Genomic DNA, 26,282 nt, shown 5'->3' with positions numbered 1-26,282 from the left:
CGCTAGTCGAGGCGGATGCCGCCGTTCTTGTCCCAGTTGACCTTGGTGATGCCGGGGTCGTCCGCCTCCAGCCGGCGCGCTTCCAGTTCCTGCGCCGACGGTTCGGCCTGTTTGATGCGCGACTGCTCGACCAGCAGGCGTGCATCGACCAGCTCGTCGCGGCGCGCGAACGCCGCCTCGAAGATCCGGATCAGCGCATCGATATTCCACGGCTTGGCGACATAGCGGAACACTTCGGCCCGGTTGACCGCGTTCATGATCTCGGAAAAGTCGGTCGACGCGCTCAGCACCAGCCGCACCGCCTCCGGCTGGATGCCCTTGATCAGGTGCAGCACGTCGGCCCCGTTCAGGCCCGGCATCCGGTAGTCCGACATCACCACGTCGAAGCTGGCCTCGCCGGCGCGCAGGACCGCCGCCTCCGGTTCCGAAAACGCCTCGACCGCCACGCTGTCGGGCGGAAAGGCCTGGCGCAGCGCGCGCTGCAGGGCCGCCAGCACATGGACTTCATCGTCCAGGATCAGCACACGTCTCATGGTTGTTTCTCCTGCCTGACATGCAATATGAAGGTTTCGCCGGAGCGGTGCTCGAAATCGGCGATCTGGGCTATCAGGCGCGGGTTCAGCACGTGCTCGGCCGACAGCAGCAGCGCGCCGTCGCGGGTGACCAGGTCGCGGCTCATGCGCATGCCGGGCGCCAGCTTGGCCACCGGCAGCGCCAGCTCGGCCACTTTTTCCGCCATCGGCTTGCCGGTGCGGATGCCGTAGAAGGCCTCGACCACGGCCGGGTCGTAGCGCTTGCCGCTGCTGGAGGCCACCAGCTCGGCCGCGTGCTCGCCGTCGACGCTGGCCTGGGTCAGCATGCCGGCCTGCAGGCTGTAGAAATCGCCGGCCACGGCCAGGATGCGCGCGCCGAGCGGGATGGCGAAGCCGGCCAGCGCATCGGGGAAGCCTTCGCCGTCGAAGCGTTCCCTGTGCGAGCGGATGATGCGCGCCACCGCGTGCAGTTCTTCCAGCGGCATCAGCAGCTGCTCGCCCAGCAGCGGGTACTTGCGGTATTGCCCCAGGTAGTCGCCCTTGAGCAGCGACACCGGCATGCGCAGCAGCTCGTCGGTGAAGCCGATCTTGCCGATCTCGTGCAGCAGGCCGGCGATGAACAGGTCCTGCACCTCGCGCGCCGGCAGGCCCATGCGGCTGGCGATCAGGCGCGCCAGCTCGGCCACCCGGCGCGAGTGGCCGACCAGCGCGCCGCCGCGCATCTCGATCAGGCTGGAAAAGATCTTGATCGAGGTGAGGAAGTTGTTCTTGAGGCGGTCGTTGGCCGCCATCACCTCGCCGCTGCGCTGCTCGACCTTCTGCTCGAGCGTCGCATTCAGTTCGCGCAGCGATTCGTTCTGCGCCAGCGCCAGCGCCTCCAGCCTGGCCTTGTCCTGTTCCAGCGCCACCCGCTCGAGCGCATGGCGCACCACCAGCACGATGTCGCCGTCGTCCCACGGCTTGGTGATGTAGCGGTAGATCTCGCCGCGGTTGATCGCGCCCAGGATCGACTGCACGTCGGCGTAGCCGGTCAGCAGCAGGCGCAGGGTGGCCGGCCAGCGCGCGCGCACGATCTCGAGGAAATCGGCGCCGTTCATCTCGGGCATGCGCATGTCGGAAATGACCAGGTCGACCGGCTCGCGTCCGAGCAGTTCGAGGGCGGCCTTCGCGCTGTCGGCCGTGTGCACCCGGTAGCCCTGGCCGCGGAACAGGCGCCGCAGCGCCGACAGGATGTTCGGTTCGTCGTCGACGCACAGGATGGCCGGGCCCTGAGCGGTAGCTGGGGTGTCGCTCATGGTTGCTGGTCCTTGATGCTGGCGGCGGCGTGGCGCACCGGCAGGAAGATGCTGAAGGTGGCGCCCTGGCCGGGCGTGCTGTCGATCTCGATGCGTCCGTGGTGCTTCTGGACGATGCCGTAAGACAGCGACAGCCCGAGGCCGGTGCCGCTGCCGGTCGGCTTGGTGGTGAAGAAGGGATCGAAGATGCGGCCCTGGATCGCCTTCGGGATGCCGCTGCCGTTGTCGGCGATGTCGACCCGCACCATGTCGCCCTCATGCGAGGTGCGGATCGTGATGCGGCCGCGCTCCTTCGGCATCGCGTGGGCGGCGTTGACGATGAGGTTCATGAAGACCTGGTTCAGCTGCGACGGCAGGCATTCGACGTCGGGGATGGCGCCGTATTCCTTGACCACGTCGGCCTTGTACTTGACTTCGTTGCTGACGATGTTCAGGGTCGAGTCGATCCCGTGGTGCAGGTCGCTCCACTGCCATTCCTGGTGCGCGTCGGCGCGCGAAAAATCCTTCAGGTCCTGCACGATCTTGCGCACCCGCTCGATGCCTTCGAGCGACTCGTTCATCAGGACCGGGATGTCGCCGGTGACGAAGTCGAGGTCGATCGCGGCGCGCAGCGCGCGGATGTCCTTCAGTACCTGCGGGTCGCCGATCTGGGTTTCGGCCTCCCGGTAGGCGGCCAGCATCGCCAGCAGCCCGTCGATATAGCCGCCCAGCGTGGCGAAGTTGGAGAACACGTAGCTGATCGGGTTGTTGATCTCGTGCGCCACCCCCGCCGCCAGCTGGCCGATCGATGCCAGCTTCTCGGACTGCAGCAGCTGTTCCTGCGCGGTCGTCAGGCGCGCGTTCAGCTCGGTCAGCTCGGCATGCCGGCGCAGCAGCTCGGCCTCGGTCTCGGCCGGGGCGCGCGGCGCCTCAGGCGGACAGGATGAGGCAGGCTTCTTCATACTGTTCCTCGGTTTCCCTGAACACCGCGTGCAGCATGTCGCTTTCGAGGCGCAGGCTGGCCCAGGCTTCTTGCGACAGCGGCGGCACCTGCGCATCGTCGCCGCCGCCCAGGTCGAGCGCGTGCACGATCGCATTGGCGACATGGACGATGCTGGGGACGTCGCCCAGGTCGTCGACCGCCGGCGCGTGATGGAAGCCGATGGCGCGCTGGATCAGCAGCGGGAACTTCCACGTTTCGGCCAGCATCAGCCCGACCTGCTGGTGGTCGATGCCGAGCACCTGCTGTTCCGCCTCGACCTGCCAGGCGTCGTGCCGGTCGCGCCAGGCCATCGCCGCGGCGTACTGCTGCGGGAAGCGGGTCGCCAGCACCAGGCGGCCGATGTCGTGCAGCAGGCCCGACAGGAAGGCGTAATCCTGGTTCAGGCGGGTACGGCGCGCGATGCTGCGCGCGCACACCGCGGTGGCCATCGAGTGGCGCCAGAACCGCGCCGGGTCGAGGTGGCCGCCGTTGCCGGGCAGCGTGTGGACGATGGCCCCGGCCGAGACCAGCGAGCGCACCGTGTCGAAACCGAGCACCATGATGGCCTGGTTGATGGTCTTGACCTTCGAAGCCAGCCCATAGAACGAGGAATTGGCGACCCGCAGCGTACGCGCCGCCAGCGCCTGGTCGTGCGAGATGGTGTCGGCCAGCCTGGCGATGTCGACGTCGGGCTGGTCGAAGGTCTTGATCAGCTCAAGGACCACGGTCGGCAAGGCGGGCAGGTCGCGGATGTTGCGCGCGACCTCGCCTCCGGCAATCGTGTAGTCGCCGGGAACCGGATCGGACGCCAGCAACTGCGCGCGTTCTCTCATGATTGTACTTTCACGTTGACTGCCCCTGTCTGGTCGGCCGCTTCGCGGAGCGCGGCGGCGGCCCGCTGCGGCACCAGTGTAATCAATATCCCGCGCATCTGGCCGGCGTTGCCCGTGTGGCGTACCTCGGCCACGAAGCGGCGGCCCTGCACTTCCACCGCGCACGACTGGCCGCTGGCCAGTCCGCGGATCGCCAGCACCAGCGCGGGCATGGCCTGCGCCGCGTCGGCGCCGAGCAGCATCCCATGGCCGCCGAACAGCCGCTGGGCGGCGCGATTGGCGAACGCCACCAGCATGTCGTCGGCCAGGCCGATGATCGGCAGCGGCACGTTCTGCAAGCCTTCGCGCACCACGTCGAGCACGATCTCGTCGCGTTCGATCTGGCGTTCCTGTTTGCGCAGCACCGCCTCGAGCTGGCGGTTGGCCTGCGCCAGCCCGTGGTTGGCGGTGCGCACCTCGAGGCCGAGGCGGCGGTTTTCGTCCGCCATCTCCTTGTGCGCGAAGCCCTCCTCGATATGCCCGCGCAGCTGGACGTCATCCCACGGCTTGGTCAGGAACTTGTAGATGGCGCCCTCGTTGACCGCGTCGGTCACCGACGTCAGCTCGGTAAAGCCGGACAGCACGATGCGCACCGTGTCCGGGTACAGCTGCTTCACGCTGCGCAGGAAGTCGACGCCGGTCATGCCGGGCATGCGCTGGTCGGAGACGATCACGTCGACTTCGTTCTGCGCCAGCACGTCCAGCCCTTCGATGCCGCTCGAGGCGGTCAGCACCTTGTAGCCGGCGCTGCGGATCAGGCGCTTGAGCGCCGACAGGATGTTCGGTTCGTCGTCCACCAGCAGCAAGGTGCGCTGGCGCTTGAACATGCGGCGCAGGTGTTCGGGCACGCTGTGGCCTTCGCGCAGGTAGGCTTCCATCGCATCGGCCGCCAGCGGGCGCGAGAACAGGTAGCCCTGCACCTCGTCGCACATGTTGCGGGCCAGGAATTCGCACTGGGCCTCGCTTTCGACGCCTTCGGCGATCACGCGCATGCCGAGGCTGTGCGCCATCGAGATGATGGCGTCCGGGATCGAGGTGTCATGCGAATACGGCTTGATGTCGCGCACGAACGAGCTGTCGATCTTCAGCACCTCGACCGGGAACGCCTTCAGGCTCGCCAGGCTGGAATAGCCGGTGCCGAAGTCGTCGACCGACAGGCCGACGCCCAGTTCGCGCAGGCGCCGCATCACCTGGACGGCGTCGCCGACCTGGTCCATCAGCAGCGTCTCGGTCAGTTCCAGCTCGAGCCGGCCCGGCGCCAGGCCGGTGTCGCGCAGCGCGTCGGCCACCGACTGCACCAGCTCGGGCTGGCGGAACTGGCGCGCCGACAGGTTGACGGCGATGCGCAGGGCGCCCAGTCCGGCCACGCGCCACGCTTCGGCCTGGGCGCAGGCGGTGCGCAGCACCCAGTCGCCGATCTGGATGATCAAGCCGGTTTCGGCGGCCAGCGGGATGAAGCGCGCCGGCGCCACGGCGCCGAACTCAAGGCTCTCCCAGCGCAGCAGCGCTTCCAGGCCGACCAGCGCGCCGCTGGCGAGGTCGAACTGGGGCTGGTAGTGCAGCACGAATTCGGACCGTTCCAGCGCCAGCCGCAGGCCGCGTTCGAGGCGCAGCCGTTCCTGCACATGCTGGTTCATGCCCGGCGCGAAGAACTGCACATTGTTGCGGCCCTGCTCCTTGGCCTTGTACATCGCCATGTCGGCGTTGTCGATCAGGACGTCCGGCGTGTCGCCGTCGCCCGGATACTTGGCCACGCCGGCGCTGCATGACACGGTCAGCTCGTGGCCGGCCACCATCACAGGTTCGGCGATGCACGCCATCACCCTCTGCACGATCAGCGCGATGGCGGGCGGGTCGCCCGCGTCCGGGAAGGCGACCAGGAATTCGTCGCCGTGCAGCCGCGCCACCACGTCGATCTCGCGCACGCTGGCGCGCAGGCGCCCGGCCTTCAGCTTGAGGAACTCGTCGCCGACCCGGTGGCTCAGGCTGTCGTTGATGCGCTTGAAGCGGTCCAGGTCGATGAACATCAGCCAGATCGCGCCCTTGCGCCGCGCGGCCGTCGCGAGCATGTCGCGCAGCTTGTCGGTCAGCAGGCGGCGGTTGGCCAGGCCGGTCAGGTTGTCGTGGTTGGCGCGGTAGACCAGCTCGTCTTCCGAGCGCTTCTTGTCGGTGATGTCGTAATGGGTGATGACGAAATGGCTGACCGCGCCGGCCGCGTCGCGCACCGGCGCGAGGTAGACGTCCGACCAGACCGGGCTGCCGTCCTTGCGCAGCATGCGCAGCGCGACGTGCGCTTCGCGCTGCGCCGCCAGCGCTTCGCGGATCTCGGGCACGTCGCGCCTGCCGTCTTCGCGCCGCAGCAGCATGGCCGATGCGCGCCCCACCACCTCGGCGGCGCTATAGCCGAGCATGCGCTCGAACGCCGGATTGACGTACTCGATCACGTAGTCGGGCGTGCGCGCGCTGATGATGACCAGGCCGCTGACACTCGCCTCGATCGCCTGGTCGAGCAGCTTGAGCTTGCGGCTCGCGTTCGACAGCGCCGCGGTGCGCTCGTCGACCAGCTTGCGCACATTGCGCGCGCGTAGCGCCAGGATGTTCGCCTGGATCGCCGCCAGCAGCGTGATCAGCATGCCGCCGGCCGCCACCATGATCGCCGCCAAAAAGTCGCTCGGCCGGTGCGCGTCGGGCGAGACCACCGCCAGCCAGGTGTGGCCGGCCACCTTGATCGGCGCGCGCAGGTCGTCCGGCGTGCGGCTCAGCGCCAGGCGCAACAACAGCGGACGGGTGTCGCCGGCACGCGGCGGCGCCCCGATGCGCTGCGCCAGCTGGGCATCGACGGGCGCGGGCCCGTCGTACAGGCTGACATTGAATCCTTCCGGCGCGAGCAGGCCGCGGCCGTCGAGCGCACCGTAGACGAAGCGGCCGATACTGAGCAGCACGCCGGTGTACCCCATCAGCTGCTTGCAGCGGGCCGCACCCGGCAGGCTGGCGCCGCTGCGGTAGACCGGGCGCAACAGCGCGACGCCTTCGCGGTCGCTGCCGCCAAGCACCATCGAGTACAGGCCCGTCATCGCCGTCTCGCCGGTGGTGCAGGCGCGCCGCGCGGCATCGGCCAGCTCCACCCGCGAGGCGGCGTCGAGGCCGAGCGCCATGCGGTTGCCGGCCAGCGGCTCGATGTAGTCGACCACCCGGTAGCCTGGGCGCTCCGGCGCGCCGACCATCTTCCCGTCGCGCAGTTCGGTGATGCCGGAATAGGCGCGTTCGCGCCGCCGCGCCGCTTCGAACGCGGCGCGCTGTTCGTGCCCAACCACGCGCTGGAACACGATCGCCCGGATGTACGGGGCGCGCTCCAGGATTGGCGCGGTAAAGTAGGAGAACTCGTCGCGCCCCAGCTGGGGATTGACGACGAACAGGCGGTTGACGGTCGCCAGCTTGTCGACCGCGTCGTTGAAGCCGGCCTGCAGCGCGGTGACGCGGCTGGCGGCGCGGCGCTCGAACTCGGTGCGCACATGGTCGTACTCGAACGCGCTGACGGCCATGAACAGCGCCAGCGTGATCGCCGATCCGAGCAGCAGCGTCGCCAGCACGGGGCCCGGCAGGCGCAGCCGGCTACGGGGTGGTGCTGGGTCGCGCTGATCGGGCATCTTCTGCATATTCTTCTATAACAACGGATGGTGGCCAGGATCCGGGGCAGCCCGCATGGGGGCGGACAGTCGCAGCGGATGTTGCCGCATAGACACATTGTCAGGTGTCGAGGGTAATGCGGCGCGGTGCTGGCGGCAAGTTTATTCCATTGCCGGTAAATAGCCGCGTTCGTCCGTATGGGGGGCGCAACACCTTTCCGATGAGAAACATCGTGCGCCTGCGCGTGCTGGCGCGCCGCACCCATAGGGGAACGGCACGGCGCTAGCACAGCTGGTGCAGACGGTGTGCGGCGGCGTGTCACAGAAATGCCAGCGCGCTGTCGTCAAAACGGTGACGACAGCCGGTGTGGAAATTGCCTCAGGCAACCAGCCCGAACTTGAGTGCATAGCGGATCAGCGCCGCGTTCGATGACAGGCCCATCTTCCTGAAGAGGCGCGCGCGGTAGGTGTTGACCGAGCTGATGCTGATGCCCAGTTCCGCCGACACCTGCTTGATCTGGCGTCCCGAGCCGATCATGCGCAGCACGTCGCGCTCGCGCGGAGTGAGGCTTTCATGCACCGCCTGCTGCTGCGGCGCCGAGGCATCCGTGACCAGCAGCCCGGCCAGGTGTTCGCTGATGTAGCTGGAACCGCCGGTCACCCGGCGCACCGCCTGGATCAGCTCTTCGGCCGCCATCGCCTTGGTGACGTAGCCGGCCGCCCCGGCGCGCAGCGCGGCCACCGCGAACTGCTCTTCCGGGAACATCGACAGGATCAGCACGCGCTGCTGCGGGAACCGCGCCTTCAGTTCCAGCAGGCCGGCCAGGCCCTCGTAATTCGGCAGCGACAGGTCGAGGATGACGACGTCCGGCTCGGCCTTCGGAATCAGGTCGAGCAGCTCATTGAAGCCGGCCGCTTCGCCCACGATGCGCAGGTCCTTCGCGGAACGGATGATTTTCTTGATGCCCTCGCGGATCAGCGCGTGGTCGTCGGCGATAACAATCTTGGTCAATGTTGTCTCGTTTCTCTTGTTGGGTGGTTCAATGCGCTTGCCGTTCCGGCACCGGCAGCAGGGCCCCTCCAGGCGTGCGCCCTCGCCGGCGTGGGCCGACAGGTCGGCTTGCCGAGCGCCCACGGATGCTTCTCGCCGAAAATGCAAGTGGAGGCATCGGCGTCGATATAGGCCAGCTCGAGATCGGCCCGGGCGGCGTGTTTTCCCAGTCGTGTTGGTTGACGCGGCGGACCATTTCACCCTCGCCCGCGAAAATGCGGGGGACCTCGTGCTTGTCGTTGACGGTGACGCTGTTGCGCTCAATGGCCATGATGGTCCGCAGGTCAGGGAAATCGGGGGCGCGCGCCGGTCAGCGAGCTGGCCGGAAGAATACCTTTTTCCCCAGCGCACCTCAAGTTCGCCCGGCGCCGCGACGCCAGCCAGCTAACTGGCGGTGCGCAGGTCGTCCACCGGTTCGCGTCCGAAGCCGTTGGCCAGCAGGTATTCGACGACGCCGCGCGCGGTTTGCTGCGGCGTGCTCAGTTCGCCGGCGCGCTGCAGTTCGACGAAGCGCTCGCGCAGCGGAAAGCGTTCCGGCGGCGTCGCGCGGATTTCGGCCTGCATGTCGGTATCGATGACGCCGGGCGCCAGGCTGCAGATGCGCACGCCCGGCACCGCGTCGAGTGCGACCGCGCGCGCATGCTGGTCGAGTGCGGCCTTGGTGGCGCAGTACACGCTCCAGCCCGGATAGGCATTGCGCCCCGCCCCGCTGGAGATGTGCAGGATGCGGCGTTCGGCGCCGGCGCTGGCCGCGGCCAGCGCGGCCGACAGCATCATCGGCGCAGCGATGTTGAGCGTGACGGCGCGCGCCACCGCCAGCGGATCCTGGGCGGGCAAGGCGCCGACCGGCTGCACGACGCCGGCGTTATTGATCAGGAGGATGGCGTTGTCGCCCGCCAGGTAATGCCTGAGCGCGCTGCCGGCAAGCCAGTTGCCCAGCGCGGCCGCGTCGGCCAGGTCGATTTCGATTTGCGACAGCAGGCCCGGACAGCGTGCCTGCATCTCATGCGAGAAGGTGCGCGCCAGTCCCAGCACCGGGATGTCGCGCGCGAGCAGGTCCGAGGCGATCGCCGCGCCCAGCCCTTTGGTGTGTCCGGTAACAATTGCTTTCATGCTGCACCTCATAGTCACAGGCGACGTCGATGCCTACATGTTAGCACTGCGGGCACGCGCATACGGCGCGCCCGCGCTGCCGGACGCCAGTCCTTGTTAAGGCTGCCAGTTCACGTTGACTGTCGCCGTGCCGCTGGCCGGCGTGACGAAGGTGTGGTTGCTGCCGCCCTCCCACACCGTCGGGTTGGCGCTCTTTTTCAGGAACTTGAAGCTGACGGTGGACGAGGCCGGCACGCTGACATCGGTGTACCAGGTCGGATAGGCGTAGATCACCTGGTTGAACAGCGGACCGATCGGCGCGGCCGCGCTCCAGCTGGTGAGCTCGTGCTTGTCGCCCGACAGGTAGACGTTTTCGCCCGGCGTCGTGGTGGCGTTGTTGACGACGAAGCGCACCGTCACCTGCGGACCGGACAGCACTTCAAACGCGTCGTAGGTTCCGCTCGCCACGCCGCCGGCATTCTTGACGCTGACCGCGTAGACGCCCGCGGCAATGGCCGGCGCCTGCACCGTGACCTGGGTGTCTTCCCACGACAGGATCGCGGCGCCGGTCACGGCGGTGGCGCCGAACATCACGGTGCCCTTGGTGGCGCCGAAGCCGCGGCCATCGATGGTGACGGTCTTGCCTGCCATCGCCATCATCGGGCCGACGTGCGCCATGGTCGGCGTGCTGGTGGCGGCCGTGTACTGCCACACCGCGACCGCGCCGGCCGCCAGCGAGAAATTGGTGACCGCGCCGCTGGCGTTGACGGTGATGCTGTTGCCGGCCAGTCCAATCCCGGCCAGCACATCGGCGTAGGTGCCGGCCGGCAGGCCCGCGAAGAAGCCGGTGATGCTGGTCGCGTTGACCAGGTCGCGGTTGATGGCGACGACGGCGACGTTCGGCCCGAACTTGCGTTCGAAGATCAGCACATTGCCGCTGACCCAGCGCTGGGTCGTGGCGCCGTAGGCAATCGCGGCGTTCGATTTGCGCAGCGGGGCCAGCCTGGCGATCATCTTGTAGGCGGTGGTTGTCGTGCTGAACGAGGTCATCTTGCCGCGATTGTCCGGGTCGCCCGTGCCTTCCATGTACTGCTCGGTGCCATAGTAGATGGCCGGCACGCCGCGCGAGGTCAGCGTGAACGCGAGCGCCTGTTCCAGCTTGCGGTTGTTGGCGCCGGCCGCCTTGAAGCGCGGCATGTCGTGGTTGTCGATGAAGGTCACCTGGTCGTTGACCTGGCTGTACTGCGCGGCCGTGTCCGTCACCATCTGGTTCAGGCTGCTCATGTCCGCCGAACCATCCTTGAATACCTGGCGCACTTTCTGGCCGAACTGGAAGTCCAGCAGGCTCATGCCGCTCTTGTTGGCGAAGTAGTGGTTGGCCGGATCGACTTCGTTCTCGCCGAGGAACCATTCGCCGAAGGTGAACACCGGCTTGTAGCCGTGCACATAGGCCATGAAACTCTTCTGCCAGCCGAACGGCATGTGCTTGACCGCGTCCATCCGGATGCCGTCGATGCCCAGGTCCAGCCATGTCTTGATGGCGGCCTTGAAATAGGCGTCCATCTGGGTCTTGTTGTGGTTGATGTCGGCCAGGTCGAACAGGTTGCGGTAGATGCCGTCTTCCAGGTTGGCGAAGCTGGTGCCGCCAAGGTGGTGGAAGTAGCCGTTGGTGTCGCTGCTGTACGAGCTGAGCAGCACGCCGTTGTCGTACAGCTTGCCGTTTTCGGCGAAGCTGGCGTCGGTCTGCATCGCCGGCGAGGTGTGGTTCGGCGCGAAGTCGATGATGACCTTGATGTTCTTCGCGTGCGCCGCGTTGACCAGGTTGGTGAAGTCGGTCAGCGTGCCATAGGCCAGGTTGGGCTTCTTGAAGTCGCGCGCCCAGTAGCCGTGGTACGAGGTGTTGTTGGTGCCCGAATAGTTGACCAGCGCGGTGATGTTTTCCACCGGCTGTGAAATCCAGATGGCGCTGACGCCCATGCCGGTCAGGTAGCCGTCGGCGATCTTGGCCTGGATGCCGGCCCAGTCGCCGCCGCAGTAGAGTTTCTTTTGGGTGCAGCCGGCGCTGAATGCGCCGCCGGCGGGATTGTTGGCGGTATTGCCGTCGACAAAGCGGTCGGTCACGATCTGGTAGATCACGTCCGTGTTGTAGCCTTGTTTATTCGTGACGCTGGTGTCCGGCACAGCGTGGGCCGGGGCTGCGAGGCCGGCGGCGAACGCCACGGCCAGGAATGATGCGGTCAGTCTTGTCTCCATAACCTTCTTCCTTGTATTTGTTATCGCCTCGAGGGCCAGCCAAATATGCAGTAGTTCTACTACCCAAGCAATCGGAATCCGCGTCTACGCTGTAAATATCACCAATTGTTCGCGTAGTTTTGCTACACACACAAGAAATGCGGACGAAGTTACTCCGGAACAATCTGAATCGGGAAGGATATTATTGAGAACTAGCGCAGCAGCGACAGCACCGTGCGGGGCTGGTTGTTGGCCTGCGCCACCATCGCATTGGCGGCCTGCTGCAGGATTTGCGCGCGCGTCAGCGCGGCAGTTTCGGCCGCGTAGTCGGTGTCGACAATGCGCGAACGGCTGGCGGCCAGGTTTTCGGTGCCGGTGGCTGCGGCGCTGGCGGCAATCTCCAGGCGCTTGCTCGATGCGCCGACCGCGACGCGCTGGTTCGACACGAAGGCCAGCGCCTCGTCGATATGGCGAATCGCAACCGAGGTGCGGCGCAGGTCGAGGTCGTCCAGGCCAAGCGCGCCGGCATTCATCGCCGACAGGCTGATCTCGATGTGGTCGGTGGCGTTGGCGCCGACCTGCACCTGCACCTTGCGCGTGGCGGTGGTGCCACTGGTCTCCGGAAACACCACGTTGAATCCTGCCAGCGGCTGGTCCGGCGGGCGATCGCTGCCATCCGCAATCACGCTGCGCGCCGTACGCTCGAGGCCGCCGTCGGCGTCGAGCCCGCCGATCGCGCCGGTGTCGGCGTTGGTCAGGTTCATCACGGTCTGCACGTAGGCGACGCCATTGGCCTTGAAATCGGCGACGAACGCCGCTTCGGTGGCGATCGCGCCGTTGGTCACGACGTTGAGCGCCTGCGTCAGGGTGTTGCCCCGGTTATTGCCCAGGTAAGTCATGATGCCTTTGATTCCGCCTTCGACACCCATGTCCTTCAACTTGTCGTGCATGTAACGCGTCGCCGCGAAGCCGCCGGCATACACCGAGTTCTCGAAGTCGGCGACGAACGCCGTGGTGGCCGCGGTTGCGCCGTTGTTGGTGGCGCCGCGGACGCGGTCGTCGGCGCCGTGGATCAGCTCGGCCGCGCCTTCGATGAACCAGCCCGGCAGGTTCATGCCGGTCTCGCGGTACATCACCGCGTGGACCATTTCGTGCGCTACGATCCGGTCGAGGCCGTCGCCGCCATCAGCACCATTAGTGAGGGTAAAGTCGCTCATATCGAGCGCCATCATCAGGTTTGGCCATGCGACAAAGGCCAGCACATTCGACGGGCCGTCGTTCAGCGCGTCAAGGTCGATTCTCAGGTCGGCGCCGTCGCCCTGGATGCCGTAATACTTGCTGATCAGCTTTTCCGACTGGGTCAGCCAGCCGCTCGATTTGAGGCCGTCGATGACGGCGCGCTTGCCCTTGTCGCCGCCGATGCTGCCGAGGTCTTGCGAGAAGACCGCGTCGCCGTTGAATTCGGTATTGCTGCCGATCTGGCTGATGTGCGCCAGGATCTCGCGGGCTTCCTGCTGAAGCGCCTCGCGGTCGCTTTGCGCGTAGGTGGAGGCGCCGCCCTGCACTGCCAGCTGGCGCAGGCGCTGCAGGTTTTCGGTAACCTGGGCCATCGCGCTATCGGCGACCTGGAGCATGGAAGCCGCATCGTTGATGTTGCGGCCCGCCATGTTCAAGCCATTCATGTTGGACGTCATGCGCTGCGCGATCGCCATCCCGGCCGCATCATCGGCCGCGCTGCTCACCCGCATCCCGCTCGACAAGCGGCTGATGGTGCGCGCGATGTCCTCTCCCGCGGCGGAGGCCCGGCGCTGTGCTTGCAGCGAGAGGACATTGGAGGTAATGGTCAGCGACATCGTGGGCGAACCCGGAATTGGTCTTCACCTTTAACGGCGCGCGCTTTTTTTTCTTGAGTAAATGTTACCCCTAAGTACGAAAAATACTTGCTATATAAATAATTTAGCTATTTAGCCTAGTCCGCTGGGGCGCCGCGCAGGCGGCTGACATCGAGCGGCGACACCGGCTTGCCGCCATTGCCCCAGCCGGCGCGGACGTACGACACGACCGCGGCGATGTCGCTGTCGGACAGTGCCGCTCCGAACGGCGGCATGCCGTAAGGCCGCGGATTGCCTGCGGTGCCAGGCGGATAGCCGCCATTGAGCACAATACGGATCGGGTTGGTCGCGTCGCCCAGCGCCAGCGGGCGGTTTCCGGCCAGCGAAGGATAGGCTGGCGGCGCCCCTTTTCCGTTCTCGCCGTGACAGGAGGCGCAGTTCTGCTCGTACAGCCTGGCCCCGCGCCGCAGCACCACAACCGGGTCGCCGGTGCCGCCAGCCGGATTCGGCACAGTCATGCGGTCCGACTTCGGCAAGGTTTTCAGGTAGGTGGCCATGGCCGTTACGTCGGTATCGGACACATGCTGGAGGCTGGCGCTGACGACTTCCGCCATCGGGCCGACGGCCGCGCCGCGCTGCGACACGCCGGTCTTGAGCAGGCTGGCGACATCGGCCACCGCCCAGTCGCCGAGTCCGGTTTCGGGGTCGGACGTCAATGCCGGCGCGTACCAGCCGGCGCCCGGCATCATGCCGCCACCCAGGCCTTCATGCGCCAGCGAGCCGCCCAGCGTGGTCCGGGTCGAATGGCAGGCGCTGCAGTGCCCGAGTCCCTGCACCAGGTAGGCGCCGCGGTTCCATTCGGCGGTCCGGTTCGGCTGTGGCTGGAATTCGCCCGGCGTGAAATACAGCGCCCGCCAGAACGCCAGCAGCACGCGCTGGTTATACGGGAACGCCAGTCGGTGCTGCTGGTTCTGCTGCCGGACGGGCGTAATGGTCCGAAAATAGGCGTACAAGGCATCGGAATCGGCCCGCACCATCCTGGTGTAGTTCGGATACGGGAAGGCCGGGTACAGGAAACTGCCGTCCTTCGACTTGCCGTTATGGAGGGCGCGCCAGAAGTCGTCGGCCGTCCAGCTTCCAATGCCGGTCGCGTCGTCCGGCGTCACGTTGGGTGCGTAGATGGCGCCGAACGGCGTGTCGATGTCGCGCCCGCCGGCGTACTCCGTGCCGCCGCGCGCCGTGTGGCACGCCATGCAGTTGCTGGCGCGGGCAAGGTATTTGCCCTTTTCAATCTGCGCGCCGGTGTCCGCGACCGTGACCGCAGGCTCGTCGGCGCCGGGATCGCGCAGCAACTGGCTGGCGACCACCGCCAGCGAGGCCAGCCCAAGGATGGCGATGAGGATAAACAGGATTCGTTTCAAGTTAGTTCCCATGTGATTGTGGAACGCTGCCGCAGGCGAGCGGCAGCCTGATCGAGGTGGCGGGCGCCGGCGCCATGCTTGCCGGCACCGGCTGGGCAGCGAGCCAGCCGGCGACGGCGGCAGCGTCGTCGGGACTCAGCTGCCGGCTGACCTGCGCCATGCAGTCGGGCGCGGCGGCGCGGCGCGTACCGTTTTTCCATGCGCCAAGCTGGGCGTTCAGGTAGTCGCGCGGCAGCCCGAGCAGGCCTGGCGTTGCCGGAAGCTGGCCGCCCAGCGTTTGGCCGTGGCATGCGACGCAGGCTGGTATCTTTTTGGAAGAGTCACCCGTCAGCGCCAGCGTGCGGCCCCGTTCGAGCGCCGCGCCGGACATGCGCGAGGGCGCCGGCGCCGGATAGGGCGGGTGCTGGCTGGCGAAGTAGCCGGCGATTTCGCGCAGGTAGTCGTCCGGCATGTGCGCGACCAGGTAGGTCATCAATGGATATTGCCGCCTGCCCTGCTGGAAGTTAAGCAGCTGGTTGTACAGGTAGCCTTCGGGCTTGCCCGCGATGCGGGGAAAGAATCCTTCGCTGGTGGAGCGCCCTTCCTTGCCGTGGCAGGCGACGCAGGCGAGCGCCCGCTGGGCGATGGTGTCGGGAACCACCAGCTGCTGCGCCGAGGCCGGCAGTACGGCAGCGGCCAGTGCCGTGAATATCAGGTGACGTATCTTCATGGACAGTATTATCCGACCGGCGGCCACGGGAAAACAGCGGCAGCTGCGTCCGATTTTTGCATATCAGTTGGCGGCTGCGCTGTCCGTGCCGCTTGTCTTGACGCGCATGCGCCCATCGGACAGCCGCTCATCTGATCCGCTGATTTTCGCACCCACTGGTGCTGTACTAAAAATGCGTCCGGGTGGACAATGCAAACTCACTGGAGATCAACATGACGAAAGCTGATGACAAGCCAAGCACGCGCTCGTTCGGACGAACAATGAAGGCGATTGCCTGGTCATTTACGGGCTTGCGCCGCAAACGCGACTTCGACGACGACGTCGAAGGCGGCATGAACCCGTTCCACGTGCTGATCGCGGCCCTGATCGGCGCCGCCATCTTCATAGGCGTCCTGCTCGCGTTCGCCAAATACGCCGTCGCTTAATGAAACTGTATGAAGCGTTTGCCGAAGAAATAGCGCAGTCGATCCGCGCCGGCGTGATGAAACGCGGCGACCGGCTGCCTTCGGTCCGCCAGGCCAGCACCAGCCGCGGGGTCAGCCCGTCGACCGTGTTCGAGGCCTATTACTTGCTGGAAGCGCGCGGCCTGATCCGCGCGCGCGACCGCTCCGGCTACTACGTCACGGCCGGCGCCAGGGCCCACCTTCCCGAGCCCGGCATCGGCCTGCGTCCGGACGGCGACTCCACCGCGATCGACGTCAGCGAACTGGTGTTCGACATCCTCGAATCGACCAGGATGCGCGACGTGGTGCCGTTCGGCTCGGCGTTTCCCAGCCCGCTGCTGTTTCCCCTGCCCCGGCTGGCGCGCTCGATGGCCTCGAGCGTGCAGGCGATGGACCCGTGGAGCACGGTCGACGACCTCACGCCGGGCAACGCGGGCCTGCGGCGCCAGATCGCCCTGCGCTACCTGGCCGACGGCATGTCGGTCCATACCGATGAAATCGTCATCACCAACGGCGCGCTGGAAGCGCTGAACCTGTGCCTGCATGCGGTGGCGCGGCCGGGCGACGCCGTCATCATCGAGTCGCCCGCTTTTTACGGCGCGCTGCAGGCGCTGGAAGGCTTCGGCGTTCGCGCGATCCAGGTCGCTACCCATCCGCGCGACGGGATCGAGCTGGCCGAACTGGCCGCGGCGCTTGAGCGCCACGCGCCGAAAGCCTGCTGGCTGATGACCAACTTCCAGAACCCGATGGGCAGCTTGATGTCGGACCAAAAGAAACAGGCGCTGGTCGAGCTGCTTGCGGCCCACGACGTGCCGCTGATCGAGGACGACGTGTATGGCGAGCTGTACTTCGGCAGCAAGCGGCCGCTGCCGGCCAAGGCTTACGACAAGAAGGGACTGGTGATGCACTGCTCGTCGTTTTCGAAGAGCCTGGCGCCGGGCTACCGGGTCGGCTGGGCGGTGCCGGGACGCTTCACGCGCGACGTGTCGCGCCTCAAGCTGACCCGCACGCTGTCGGCATCCGCCCCGGCCCAGGCGGCGATCGCCGACTATCTTGCCAAAGGCGGCTACGACAAGCACCTGCGGCAGCTGCGCCACGCCTTGTCGATGCAGCAGGAAGCCATGCTGCAGGCGATCGAGCGCCACTTCCCGGCCGGCACCCGCGCCACCCGGCCCGACGGCGGCTACTTCCTGTGGGTCGAATTGCCCGGCCATCCGGACACGATCGAGATCCACCGCCAGGCGCTGTCGCTCGGTATCAGCGTCGCGCCGGGCCCGATGTTCTCGGCGCAGCGCCGTTTCGCCAACTGCCTGCGGCTCAATTACGGCCATCCGTGGGATGCGCGCGCGGAAGCGGCGATGGCTACGCTGGGACGGCTGGTCGCAGCCGTTTCCGGTCAGGCGTAGGCGGCCGCCATCCGTCCGGCGATCGCCTTGATTTCCTCGCGCAGGGCGGCTGGTTCGAGCACGGTCACGCCGTCGCCGAAGCCGAGCAGCCAGAACACCAGCCCGCGCGTGTCCGGCACGGTCGCGCTCAGCTCGATGCCGTCGTCTCCCGCGACCAGCACCTGGCCGGCCGCCAGCGGTGTCTCATACAGGTGTTCGCCGGCGGCGCGCGAAAACGTCGCGCGCAAGGTGATCGGCGCGCCGGTCAGCACGCCGAACTGGCCCGAGGCGATGTAAGCGTCGAGATCGAAGCCGGCCTTGGCGCGCGCCGGTTCGTACAGCATTTCCGCCCGTTCGACCCGATGCAGTGCAATGGTGCGCACGTCGTCATACCCGGCAAACATGCAGGCCAGGTAGATCACGCCGCCCCGCTGCACGATCGCCAGCGGATGCACGGCGCCGTACACGGTCGCCTCCCCGGCGTCGCGTTTCCTGTAATGAAGCCTGAGCTGCAAGTCCTTCATCAGCGCGAGGTAGACCGTGCGCTGGCATTCATCGTTCATTGCCGGCGGCAACAAGGGCTGCTGCGGCGGCACGCTGCGCACCTTGTTCAGCCAGGCCTTCGACATGGCCGAGCCGTCGACCGCGGACAAGGCCCGTGCCGCCGACTTGAAGTGCGGCTGCAGCGCGTCGACCGTGCTTGGCGGCAGGTGGTTGCCCAGGTGCTGCTCGACCAGCGTCAGGGTCAGCGCCTCGGGAATCGACAGGCCCGGCAAATCGAAACTCGACGCATCGCGTTGCCAGCTCCAGCCGTACGGCTTGTCGCGGTCGTCGGCCACCAGCGGGAACACGCAGGCCAGTTCGTTCAGGTCGCGCTGGACCGTGCGGCTGGTGACCGGGAAGTCGGCGTCGGCCAGCTGGTCGCACAAGTCCCTGACCGAGATCTTGGCCGGTGCGCGCGGCACCAGCCGCAGCATGTGCCATTGACGGAGCAGGGATAACTGGTTTGTCGCCATTTCAAAATCCGGGTTGATTGAACCGGGGGATCTTAACAAACTTTCCAATCAGAAATAACAGGATTATTCAGGCTGGCGCTTTGTCCGCCGCCCGCAGCGCCTGCGACAGCACGGCGGTAGCGAAGCGGGCGATCCCGGGTGCGCTCGATTCACGCTTGCCGGCGATGTTCAGCGTCTTCACGCAATGCCGCGCCAGGAAGCGCGCCACATACTTCGGGTGCACGCCGGGCCGCACGTGCAGCCACGGCTTGCCGAGGCGTTCGGCGAAATCGGCGGTGCGCTTCGATCCGCCGTCGAGCTTGTCGGTCAGTGTGAACACCAGGGTCGCGCAGCTGTCGCGGACATTCCACTCGGTGCGCTGCAGGTAGGAGGCCGACGGCGTTTCCTTCAGATGGTAGAACTCGGGCACCGGTCCGTCCTCGCTTTTGCGCCCTTTCGGACACCAGCCGCCGTGCTTGACGCCATGCGCGATCGCCCAGTCCAGGCCGGCCTGGTCCGCGCCGGTCTGGCCGCCGGCGACCAGGGTAAAGCTATCGTCAATAACAAAAATATCTTCCATCGGATTTCCTGTGCGGGTGAACAAGCTTCCACCTTAGCGCGCCGTGCGACAAACGGCGTCGTTGCCTGGCTGCGACGCGAGCTGTCGCAGCCAGGCCGAGAATGTACCTCATCCAACCAGGAGAAGCCCATGACCGTACGCCGCCGCAAGCCACGCTACCCGACCCCGCAAGAATCGCCTGCCATCGCCGAGCTGTGGCTGTTGCGCATGCTCGTCCCGCTCGACGGCCAGAAGGACCTGATCAGCCGCAATAATTTTTCGAACGATACGCTGGCGCACGCGGTCGGGCTTGGGGACTGGGTCGACAATGACGAACGCGAGTTCGACGCCAGCGCCATCCGCCTCGAACTGCGCGAGCGCCACCGTGCCGCCGAAGCGCGTGCAAGCGCCATCACGACGCCACCCACGCTGCGTGCCAACGTCGGGCGCCTCGCCACGCTGGTCGGCATGTCGGACACCGATTGCCGCATCCTCGAATTCGCCGCGATGATCCACCACGACCGCGTGCTCGACGATGGCGCCGATACGCTCGGCCAGCTGTCGTCGCTGAAGGTGATGGATACGCTGGCGAGCCTGCTCGACCTGGAGCCGGCCGACGTGCGCCATGCGCTCAGCCCGCATGGCGTGCTGGCCCGTTCCGGGTTGCTGGCAGTGGACCGGTCGGGCATTGGCGTCCTGCGCGGCAAGCTGGACCTGCTGTCGGACAAGTTCGCCGACCACATCCTCGCCTCCGACGCCGACCCGCTGAGCCTGTTGCGCGATACCGTCAGCCCGAGCGCCCCGGCGCGGCTTGCGCTGGACGACTACGCGCACATCGACACCGCCCTCGCCATCCTGCGCCCCTACCTGCAGCACGCCCTCAGCGGCAGCAAGCTCGGGGTCAACATTTTCCTGCACGGCGCCCCGGGTACCGGCAAGAGCGAACTGGCGCGCGCGCTGGCAGCCGCGCTCGGCTGCGAGCTGTTCGAAGTGGCCAGCGAGGACTCGGACGGCGACCCGGTGATCGGCGAGCGCCGCCTGCGCGCCTATCGCGCCGCGCAATGCTTCTTCAGCCAGCGCAATGCGATGATCCTGTTCGACGAGGTCGAAGACGTGTTCAACGACGGCGACAACATGTTCGGCCGCAAGAGCACCGCCCAGCGCCGCAAGGCTTGGCTGAACCGCACGCTGGAACAGAACACCGTGCCCACGCTGTGGCTGTCGAACTCGATCAGCGGCATCGACGCGGCTTTCATGCGCCGCTTCGACATGGTGATCGAGATGCCGGTGCCGCCGCGGCGCCAGCGTGAACGGATCCTGCGCGACGCCTGCGCCGACCTGGTCGATGCCGGCACGATCCAGCGCATCGCCGAATCGGAAGCGCTGTCGCCGGCGGTCGTCAACCGGGTCGCCGCGGTGGTGCGCACGATCCGCGACCAGTTCGACCAGGCCGGCGCTGCCCGCGCAATGGAATGGCTGATCGACCAGTCGCTCGAAGCGCAGGGGCACGCACCGCTGCGCCAGCGCGACGCCACCCGGCTGCCGGCCGAATACGACGCCGCGCTGCTCAATGCCGACGCCGATATGGCCGCGCTGGCCGAAGGACTGGCGCGCACCCGTTCCGGCAGGCTGTGCCTGTACGGCCCGCCCGGCACCGGCAAGACCGCCTACGGCCGCTGGCTGGCCGAGCGGCTTGGCATGCCGCTGGTGCTGTGCAGCGCGTCCGACCTGATGTCGAAATGGGTCGGCGAAAGCGAGAAGAACATCGCCAACGCCTTCCGCCGCGCGGAACGGGAAAATGCGTTGCTGCTGATCGACGAAGTCGACAGCTTCCTGCAGGACCGCAGCAACGCGCGCCAGCCGTGGGAGGTGACGATGGTGAATGAGATGCTGACGCGGATGGAAGCGTTCTCCGGCGTGTTTGTCGCATCGACCAACCTGATGGACGGCCTCGACCCGGCGGCGCTGCGCCGCTTCGACTTGAAAATCCGGTTCGGCTTCCTGTTGCCGGACCAGGCCCAGGCGCTGTTCGGGCGCTACTGCCCCAACCTCGGCCTGCCCGCTCCCGCGCCGGAACAACTCGCGCGGCTGCGCCGCCTGTCCGCGCTGACGCCGGGCGACTTCGCAGCCGTGGCAAGGCAGCACCGGTTCCGGCCGTTCATGTCATGCGCGTCGTTTGTGTCGGCACTCGAACAGGAATGTTCCATCAAGGCGAAGAAAGCGAGGCCGATTGGATTTTTGGCGGCGTCTTGCTGATCATGCCTGCAAGCGCGCAAAACAGCTTGGCATGGGTGCACTCGGAGCGCTGGGCAGTGCTATGCGCGCTACTTCTCAAACGTAGGATGAAATGATGACGTAGCGGGAAGTTTAGTCAGTTCAGCTGAAAAAATTGCGCTGCCGGGCGTTCGGTAGCGCTTTCGATTTTGATCCACAGGGTGTTTTGCAAGTAGCCCATTAGTTTTGCGGCGGCTAATGAGTTTTGCCGATCCTGCCATAACTGAGCGGAATATCGTGGCCGGCATCCACGACAAAAAAGAAAAATGCCGCCAAGGTCCGGGACCTGGCGGCATCGATTGAACGCAATTTAATCAACGTTCAAACAAGCGGAATAAGGTGAACTGGTCGGGATGCCCGGTTTCGCGCAGCTTGTTCCGGGCCTGGAACGCTTTTACAGCCTTCGACAGCTCAATGGTAAACTCCGGATTGCTCGCGCTCACCGGCCCCTTGTAGAAGCCCTTTGCCTTCAAGGTTTCGGCCATACGGGTGATAACGTCTCCATACATAACAAAAGTCTTGCCGTTCTGGCTGACATTGGTCGGCACCGACGCCGTTTTCAATCGCTTGGGCTTGAGTGCCGATGTCATGCTGAAGACCGCCTGGCCAAAGCTGGTCCTCGGGTTCTTCTGGCAGTAGTCGACGATGAAATTGGTCAAGGTATTCAGGTCATGCCATGGTGCGAGATCGAAAGTGTCGGGAGTTACCTGGTTCATCGCGGTGATATAGCCGTACAGCCATCCGCCGTACATCATCGCATTCGGGCTGCCAGCTTTATATTCCCGTACCAGCGTCGCGCAGTCCGTTGCGCCAATTCCCTTGATGCCAAACTCGCCCTTGTCAGTTGCAGCTCGCGCCGGCGAAAGCGCGACGACGAATGCTGCCAATACCAGGCTGTTAAGAATATATTTCATGGACGTAGAGCTCCGTGAAGAGTGATCGTGATCGTTCGGGCGATAAACCTGCTGTTAGTGGCATCGCCGAACGGTCGAAAAGCCCCTTGCGGGGCTTGTGGGTACAAAATGCTGCGACGTCAGGCAGCCATGCTGTAGCTGGGCAGGCACGGCTGATCCGCCCGCCGCCCGCGCCAGCGGAAGCCGATCAACAGTGCAAGGCCGGGAACCAGCAACAGCAAAGTGCCAGGGATTGGCACGGCCACCACACCGTCGATGATCGGCCTCATTGTCAGCAGCGTCGGGCTGCCCGTGAAATCGAGGAAGGTCGGGAAAGCCCGCGCAGGATCGTAGCCGGGTGCCGCGGTATCAAGCATCAGGCCAATAATCGTAAAGGCCGACGGGGCGAAACCAAGTGCGGCGAAGTCAATCAGGCCACCAGCGGCAATACCGATCGAGCTCCCGTCGGAGAGCTTGATGGTCAGGTCACCGAAACCGACCGGAATCGCAACCTCGGTGAAGACGCCACCGCCGTCCAGTACGTATTCAAAGCCCGTGGCGAATGGAGGGTCGTACCAGCGACGCGGAGTCGGTGCGGCGAATTCGTAAATGCCGGTGCCGAGATCGATGATCGGCAGCAGCGGATCGTCCGGCGACAGCCCGCGTTCAACGGTGCCGACGCCGCCAAATGCAAAGATAAACGTCGGGGCGTCGTCGTTCACGCCGGAGGGCCCGCCCGATTGCCCGAGCGAGAACACTTCCGCATTCACCGTGTCCAGCGCCGCCAATGCGGAGGCCTGGTTGGCAGCAGCGCCATAGTAAATATTGAACGTACGGCTTTCACCTGCTGCCAGGGTTCCGAAGGCGAAATCAAAAACGGAACCATGGTCGGCCGGGCCGGAATCGATGAAATCGGTATTAACGGTGCCGGGCAATATGGAACCGGCGTCCAGCAATGGATTGCTGGACGCGAAACCATTATCGCTCGCATAGCGCACCGTCCCGCCCTTGGATTCCAGGTTGGCAGTTACGCCTCGATGGGTAACGAACTCCTGAAACTCGGTATTGGGAACGTCCCAATCCATCGCGCGGCGGTAAACCACGTCGCTCACCGCCGTGGCGCCGGTATTGGTGATCGTAATATTTCCCTGGAACAGATTGGGGGCGAGGGAAACGCCGTACGCATGGGTCACGACAACCGGCGCGTCAGACATGCCGATGCGCGACGTTGCACGCGTGGTGCTGGACGTGAATACGCCGCCTGTCAGGCCACCCGATCCCGTCGCCTCGTTGGCAAAACCGGCCGCCCGGCCGCCGTCGGAACGCGTTACCGCAACGCCCCATCCCTCACACAGGCAGCCCGGCGCGGTGGAATCGCGCAGGCTACCATCGGGAAAGCGATAGGCCAGGCCCATTGCGCTTGCATTGGCCGGAGTCACGCCGCCGCGAAAATTGAGATGGCCTGCATCGTTGATGCCCAACGCGACGGTCGCGTTAGCAGGGTTGAGATTGTTGTAGATAATGGCGCCCGACAAAGCTGACGCCGAAGCCAGGCTCGCACTCAAGGTAACTGCGGTAGCACAAAGGCGCCACCCCCAGCTTCTTGATGCCGCCGAGAATACAGATTTGCTCATCGTAATCCCCCAGGGTTTAAGTTTTGATTCATTTGTACTGCTGGGGAAAGCTAGGCAAAAAACGTGCCATTGATGGATGCTTTTTGTAAGTACATGTTTTATTTCATGTATCTCGGCGATTGCTACAAGTGCGGTAAAAATGGGCAACTATATGTAAGGAATATCGACAACATCGATCTTTTTACTCAGGGACTACTCAAAACACCCTGTGGTTTTGTACTTACTTCTGGCCCATTGCACGAGCTTTTGATCAAGATACTGATAGAGCTGGTACATTGCAGTTTTGTAGAATGCTTCGTAGTAGTTCATCCATCCGCGCACAGTCGTGTTGTATTGCTGCGCCAACTCCGCCAACGCCGCTGGAGTCCGCCGATGCAGTTTCCAGCCTCGTACCGTCTCCCTCATCCGCATCAAGGCCGTTTCACTAACCGCCGGTAGAAAGCTCGTGAAATGTTGTTCACGCCTGTTCTTTGTTATCCTTGGCCTGAATGTAAAGCCGAGGAAGGTGAACTGCACGATTGAATATGCCTTGGTGCGATTGCTGTCCCTGCAATACACGATCTTGGACTTCTCCGGATGCATCGTCAGTCCGCACTCCGCCAAGCGCGCCGCAATGGTCTGCATCACGTCTTCCGCCTGCTTTTGGCTGCGACAGTGAACCACCGCATCATCAGCGTAACGGGCGAAGGGACATTGCGGATAGGTGCGCTTCATCCATTGATCGAACGTATAGTGCATGAACAGATTCATCAAGATCGGACTGACGACCCCGCCTTGAGGGGTGCCCCGTTCTCGTGGAACGGAAATGCCCTCCGCAGTCTCGAACGGCGCAGTCAGCCACCGCTCGTAAGCGATCAGCCGCCGGCGTCCGTACGCCGTCCACCAAGGTCATGCAAATCGGACCGCAACGGGTTGGCGGCGAACATCTGCTTCCAGATGCGCGGCGTGAGCTGATGCACCAGTGACGCCGGGTGCTTGCCGACGCGCTGCAGTACGTCGACGAAGTAGTCATACGGGTTGATGTCATGCAGCCGGCAGGTGGCCAGCAGGCTCTGCACGATGCCGATATGCTTGGCGCCCAGTTCAGTCCAGCTGAACAACCAATTCTTTTTGCCCATCGGAATGACCCGCAAGGCACGTTCCAGGTGGTTGGTGTCGATCGACACGTCCGGGTCGTCCAGAAAGACGGATAGCCCGACGCGGCGCTCGCGGATATACGCCAGCGCACCGAGGAAGGGGCTGCTCGGCAGGTAGCCCTGCTTGTCGAACTGCTCGTCGATCCAGGCGAAGAAACGATCGAGGACAGGTTCGGACTGTTCCTGCCGACGCTCACGTTTGGCCTGCCCCGTCAGACCGTCGTTGCGAATCTGCTGCTCGACCTTGTACAGGGCGGCGATCGCATCGAGTGCCTGATCCGCGTGGGCAGGCTCGATGTCGCGAGCGTCGTAGATTGTTCGGCGCGAATGTGCCCAGCACTGCGCGTGGGTGATCCCCGTCTTCTTCGCGTAGTGCGCATAGGCGCTGTAGCCGTCGCTCTGCAATACCGCGCCGTTCGGACGCGTCAGGCCGAGCGCATCCTCGATGTGCTTTGCCGCCCGACTGGGGTAATACAGGAAGCAGATTTCATCCTGTTCGCCCACCACCGGCCAGAAATACGCCGCCTTCATCTTGCCGGGGCCGGCGCGTCCGGCCTTGATCGGCGTTTCGTCCATCGCGATGACGCGGGACAGCCGGACCGAGTCCAGCTGAGCGTCGAAGATCGGTTCGATCAGCGATACCGCCGCCGGCATCAGCTTCGTTACCCAGGCCCGGCTGACGTTGATGCCGGAATCCTGCAGTTTGACGTGCCGGCGATACAGCGGCTGGTGATAGGCGAACTTGTCGATGATCATGCCAGCGATGAAGCTGACATCGGCGCGGCAGCCGTCGATCACGCCGACTGGCGCCGGAGGGCAGGACAGCGCTTGGGTGGCGCGCAGCTTAATGACCGGGCGAACGTATTTCAGGATGACGTAGCTGCCGGGGCGTTGCGCGAGGCAGTGGCTGACCTTCTCGCCGATCACCTCAAAGTCGGCCGGGTCGAGTCCGGCCGCGTCCGGATTGGGGACAGCGATGACCTCCACAGGCACTTTCGAATCGTCAAAGAACAGGGTCGATTCGTCGCCGCTGTCGATTTGATTCTTGTTCTTGTGTTCGCGCTCGTGCGCGGCGATCCTGCTCTTCTTGGCGAGCGGCAGATCGTCGGGGACGATCTCGAACAGTTCGCCCAGCGTGCCCTGGACGCCTTCCGGTTCGGGCAAGCGGCGCTCGCTCTTCTGGCCGAAGATCTGGCGCTGAAACCAGGCCACCTGGCGGCGCAGGTGGACGATTTCGCGATCCTTCACATCGAGCAGTTTGGCCATATCCACAGCGCTCAATGCCACCGTCGGGTGGACAATTTTAGCGGCGGATTCTTGGTTGAATTGCATATCATTA

The 26,282-nt window shown here is 65.2% G+C and carries 20 protein-coding genes; 3 read left to right on the top strand and 17 right to left on the bottom strand.

The window, feature by feature from the left end; all coding sequences use genetic code 11:
• Positions 1-2 precede the first annotated feature (2 nt).
• The 11 genes from HHL21_RS02175 to HHL21_RS02125 all read right to left on the bottom strand — a co-directional run bounded on the left by HHL21_RS02175 (position 3) and on the right by HHL21_RS02125 (position 15,624).
• Positions 3-533: a response regulator gene (locus HHL21_RS02175; protein WP_169463596.1), complete on the bottom strand. Its 531-nt coding sequence runs from the start codon at positions 531-533 to the stop codon at positions 3-5.
• Positions 530-1,828 (bottom strand): response regulator c-di-GMP phosphodiesterase, NosR family, encoded by a 1,299-nt coding sequence (gene nosR, locus HHL21_RS02170; protein ID WP_169463595.1) that lies wholly within the window; start codon positions 1,826-1,828, stop codon positions 530-532. Before nosR ends, HHL21_RS02175 begins: the two co-directional genes overlap by 4 nt.
• Positions 1,825-2,769, bottom strand: a complete 945-nt coding sequence (locus HHL21_RS21995; protein WP_169463594.1) for an ATP-binding protein — start codon at positions 2,767-2,769, stop codon at positions 1,825-1,827. The genes nosR and HHL21_RS21995 overlap by 4 nt, the downstream gene beginning before the upstream one ends.
• Positions 2,738-3,622: an HDOD domain-containing protein gene (locus tag HHL21_RS02160; RefSeq protein WP_169463593.1), complete on the bottom strand. Its 885-nt coding sequence runs from the start codon at positions 3,620-3,622 to the stop codon at positions 2,738-2,740. Before HHL21_RS02160 ends, HHL21_RS21995 begins: the two co-directional genes overlap by 32 nt.
• Complete coding sequence (locus tag HHL21_RS02155; protein ID WP_169463592.1) at positions 3,619-7,317, bottom strand: EAL domain-containing protein; 3,699 nt, start codon at positions 7,315-7,317, stop codon at positions 3,619-3,621. Before HHL21_RS02155 ends, HHL21_RS02160 begins: the two co-directional genes overlap by 4 nt.
• A 349-nt stretch (positions 7,318-7,666) precedes the next feature.
• Positions 7,667-8,299 carry a response regulator gene (locus HHL21_RS02150; protein ID WP_169463591.1) on the bottom strand — a complete coding sequence of 211 codons (633 nt, stop codon included), beginning with the start codon at positions 8,297-8,299 and terminating at the stop codon, positions 7,667-7,669.
• Between the two features lie 423 nt (positions 8,300-8,722).
• The gene (locus HHL21_RS02145; RefSeq protein WP_169463590.1) at positions 8,723-9,451 is read right to left on the bottom strand and encodes an SDR family oxidoreductase; all 729 of its coding nucleotides are present in this window, start codon (positions 9,449-9,451) and stop codon (positions 8,723-8,725) included.
• Between the two features lie 96 nt (positions 9,452-9,547).
• On the bottom strand, positions 9,548-11,683 hold the full coding sequence (locus tag HHL21_RS02140; RefSeq protein ID WP_169463589.1) for an alpha-amylase family glycosyl hydrolase: 2,136 nt from the start codon (positions 11,681-11,683) through the stop codon (positions 9,548-9,550).
• Positions 11,684-11,874: 191 nt separating this feature from the next.
• Positions 11,875-13,515 (bottom strand): flagellinolysin, encoded by a 1,641-nt coding sequence (locus HHL21_RS02135; RefSeq protein ID WP_169463588.1) that lies wholly within the window; start codon positions 13,513-13,515, stop codon positions 11,875-11,877.
• A gap of 116 nt (positions 13,516-13,631) precedes the next feature.
• Positions 13,632-14,915 carry a c-type cytochrome gene (locus HHL21_RS02130; RefSeq protein ID WP_229495869.1) on the bottom strand — a complete coding sequence of 428 codons (1,284 nt, stop codon included), beginning with the start codon at positions 14,913-14,915 and terminating at the stop codon, positions 13,632-13,634.
• Between the two features lies 1 nt (position 14,916).
• On the bottom strand, positions 14,917-15,624 hold the full coding sequence (locus HHL21_RS02125) for a c-type cytochrome (RefSeq protein WP_169463586.1): 708 nt from the start codon (positions 15,622-15,624) through the stop codon (positions 14,917-14,919).
• A gap of 212 nt (positions 15,625-15,836) precedes the next feature.
• On the opposite strand from HHL21_RS02125, the gene HHL21_RS02120 reads away from it, so the two are divergent.
• Positions 15,837-16,049 carry a DUF2970 domain-containing protein gene (locus HHL21_RS02120; protein ID WP_169463585.1) on the top strand — a complete coding sequence of 71 codons (213 nt, stop codon included), beginning with the start codon at positions 15,837-15,839 and terminating at the stop codon, positions 16,047-16,049.
• Positions 16,049-17,473 (top strand): aminotransferase-like domain-containing protein, encoded by a 1,425-nt coding sequence (locus HHL21_RS02115; RefSeq protein ID WP_169463584.1) that lies wholly within the window; start codon positions 16,049-16,051, stop codon positions 17,471-17,473. Before HHL21_RS02120 ends, HHL21_RS02115 begins: the two co-directional genes overlap by 1 nt.
• Here HHL21_RS02115 and HHL21_RS02110 read toward each other — a convergent pair.
• A complete protein-coding gene (locus HHL21_RS02110) occupies positions 17,464-18,468 on the bottom strand; it encodes a helix-turn-helix transcriptional regulator (RefSeq protein ID WP_169463583.1) in 1,005 nt (334 codons plus the stop codon). The genes HHL21_RS02115 and HHL21_RS02110 overlap by 10 nt on opposite strands.
• A 67-nt stretch (positions 18,469-18,535) precedes the next feature.
• Positions 18,536-19,027 carry a putative molybdenum carrier protein gene (locus HHL21_RS02105; RefSeq protein ID WP_169463582.1) on the bottom strand — a complete coding sequence of 164 codons (492 nt, stop codon included), beginning with the start codon at positions 19,025-19,027 and terminating at the stop codon, positions 18,536-18,538.
• 129 nt (positions 19,028-19,156) lie between these two features.
• Between HHL21_RS02105 and HHL21_RS02100 the strand changes: the two genes are divergently transcribed.
• Complete coding sequence (locus tag HHL21_RS02100) at positions 19,157-21,262, top strand: AAA family ATPase (protein WP_169463581.1); 2,106 nt, start codon at positions 19,157-19,159, stop codon at positions 21,260-21,262.
• A 332-nt stretch (positions 21,263-21,594) separates the two neighbouring features.
• Here the strand turns inward: HHL21_RS02100 and HHL21_RS02095 are convergent, their stop codons facing one another.
• From HHL21_RS02095 to tnpC, 4 genes are all read right to left on the bottom strand, one after another.
• Positions 21,595-22,194 (bottom strand): peptidoglycan-binding domain-containing protein, encoded by a 600-nt coding sequence (locus HHL21_RS02095; protein ID WP_169463580.1) that lies wholly within the window; start codon positions 22,192-22,194, stop codon positions 21,595-21,597.
• Positions 22,195-22,313: 119 nt separating this feature from the next.
• Positions 22,314-23,738, bottom strand: a complete 1,425-nt coding sequence (locus HHL21_RS02090; protein WP_169463579.1) for a hypothetical protein — start codon at positions 23,736-23,738, stop codon at positions 22,314-22,316.
• A 261-nt stretch (positions 23,739-23,999) separates the two neighbouring features.
• Positions 24,000-24,644 (bottom strand): reverse transcriptase domain-containing protein, encoded by a 645-nt coding sequence (locus tag HHL21_RS02085; RefSeq protein WP_229495964.1) that lies wholly within the window; start codon positions 24,642-24,644, stop codon positions 24,000-24,002.
• Positions 24,645-24,661: 17 nt separating this feature from the next.
• Complete coding sequence (tnpC, locus tag HHL21_RS02080) at positions 24,662-26,275, bottom strand: IS66 family transposase (protein WP_169463578.1); 1,614 nt, start codon at positions 26,273-26,275, stop codon at positions 24,662-24,664.
• Positions 26,276-26,282 lie beyond the last annotated feature (7 nt).

The organism is Massilia polaris (assembly GCF_012927275.1).
In the GTDB taxonomy this organism is placed as follows: domain Bacteria; phylum Pseudomonadota; class Gammaproteobacteria; order Burkholderiales; family Burkholderiaceae_D; genus Telluria_A; species Telluria_A polaris.
This window is presented reverse-complemented; position numbering and strand designations above follow the sequence as displayed.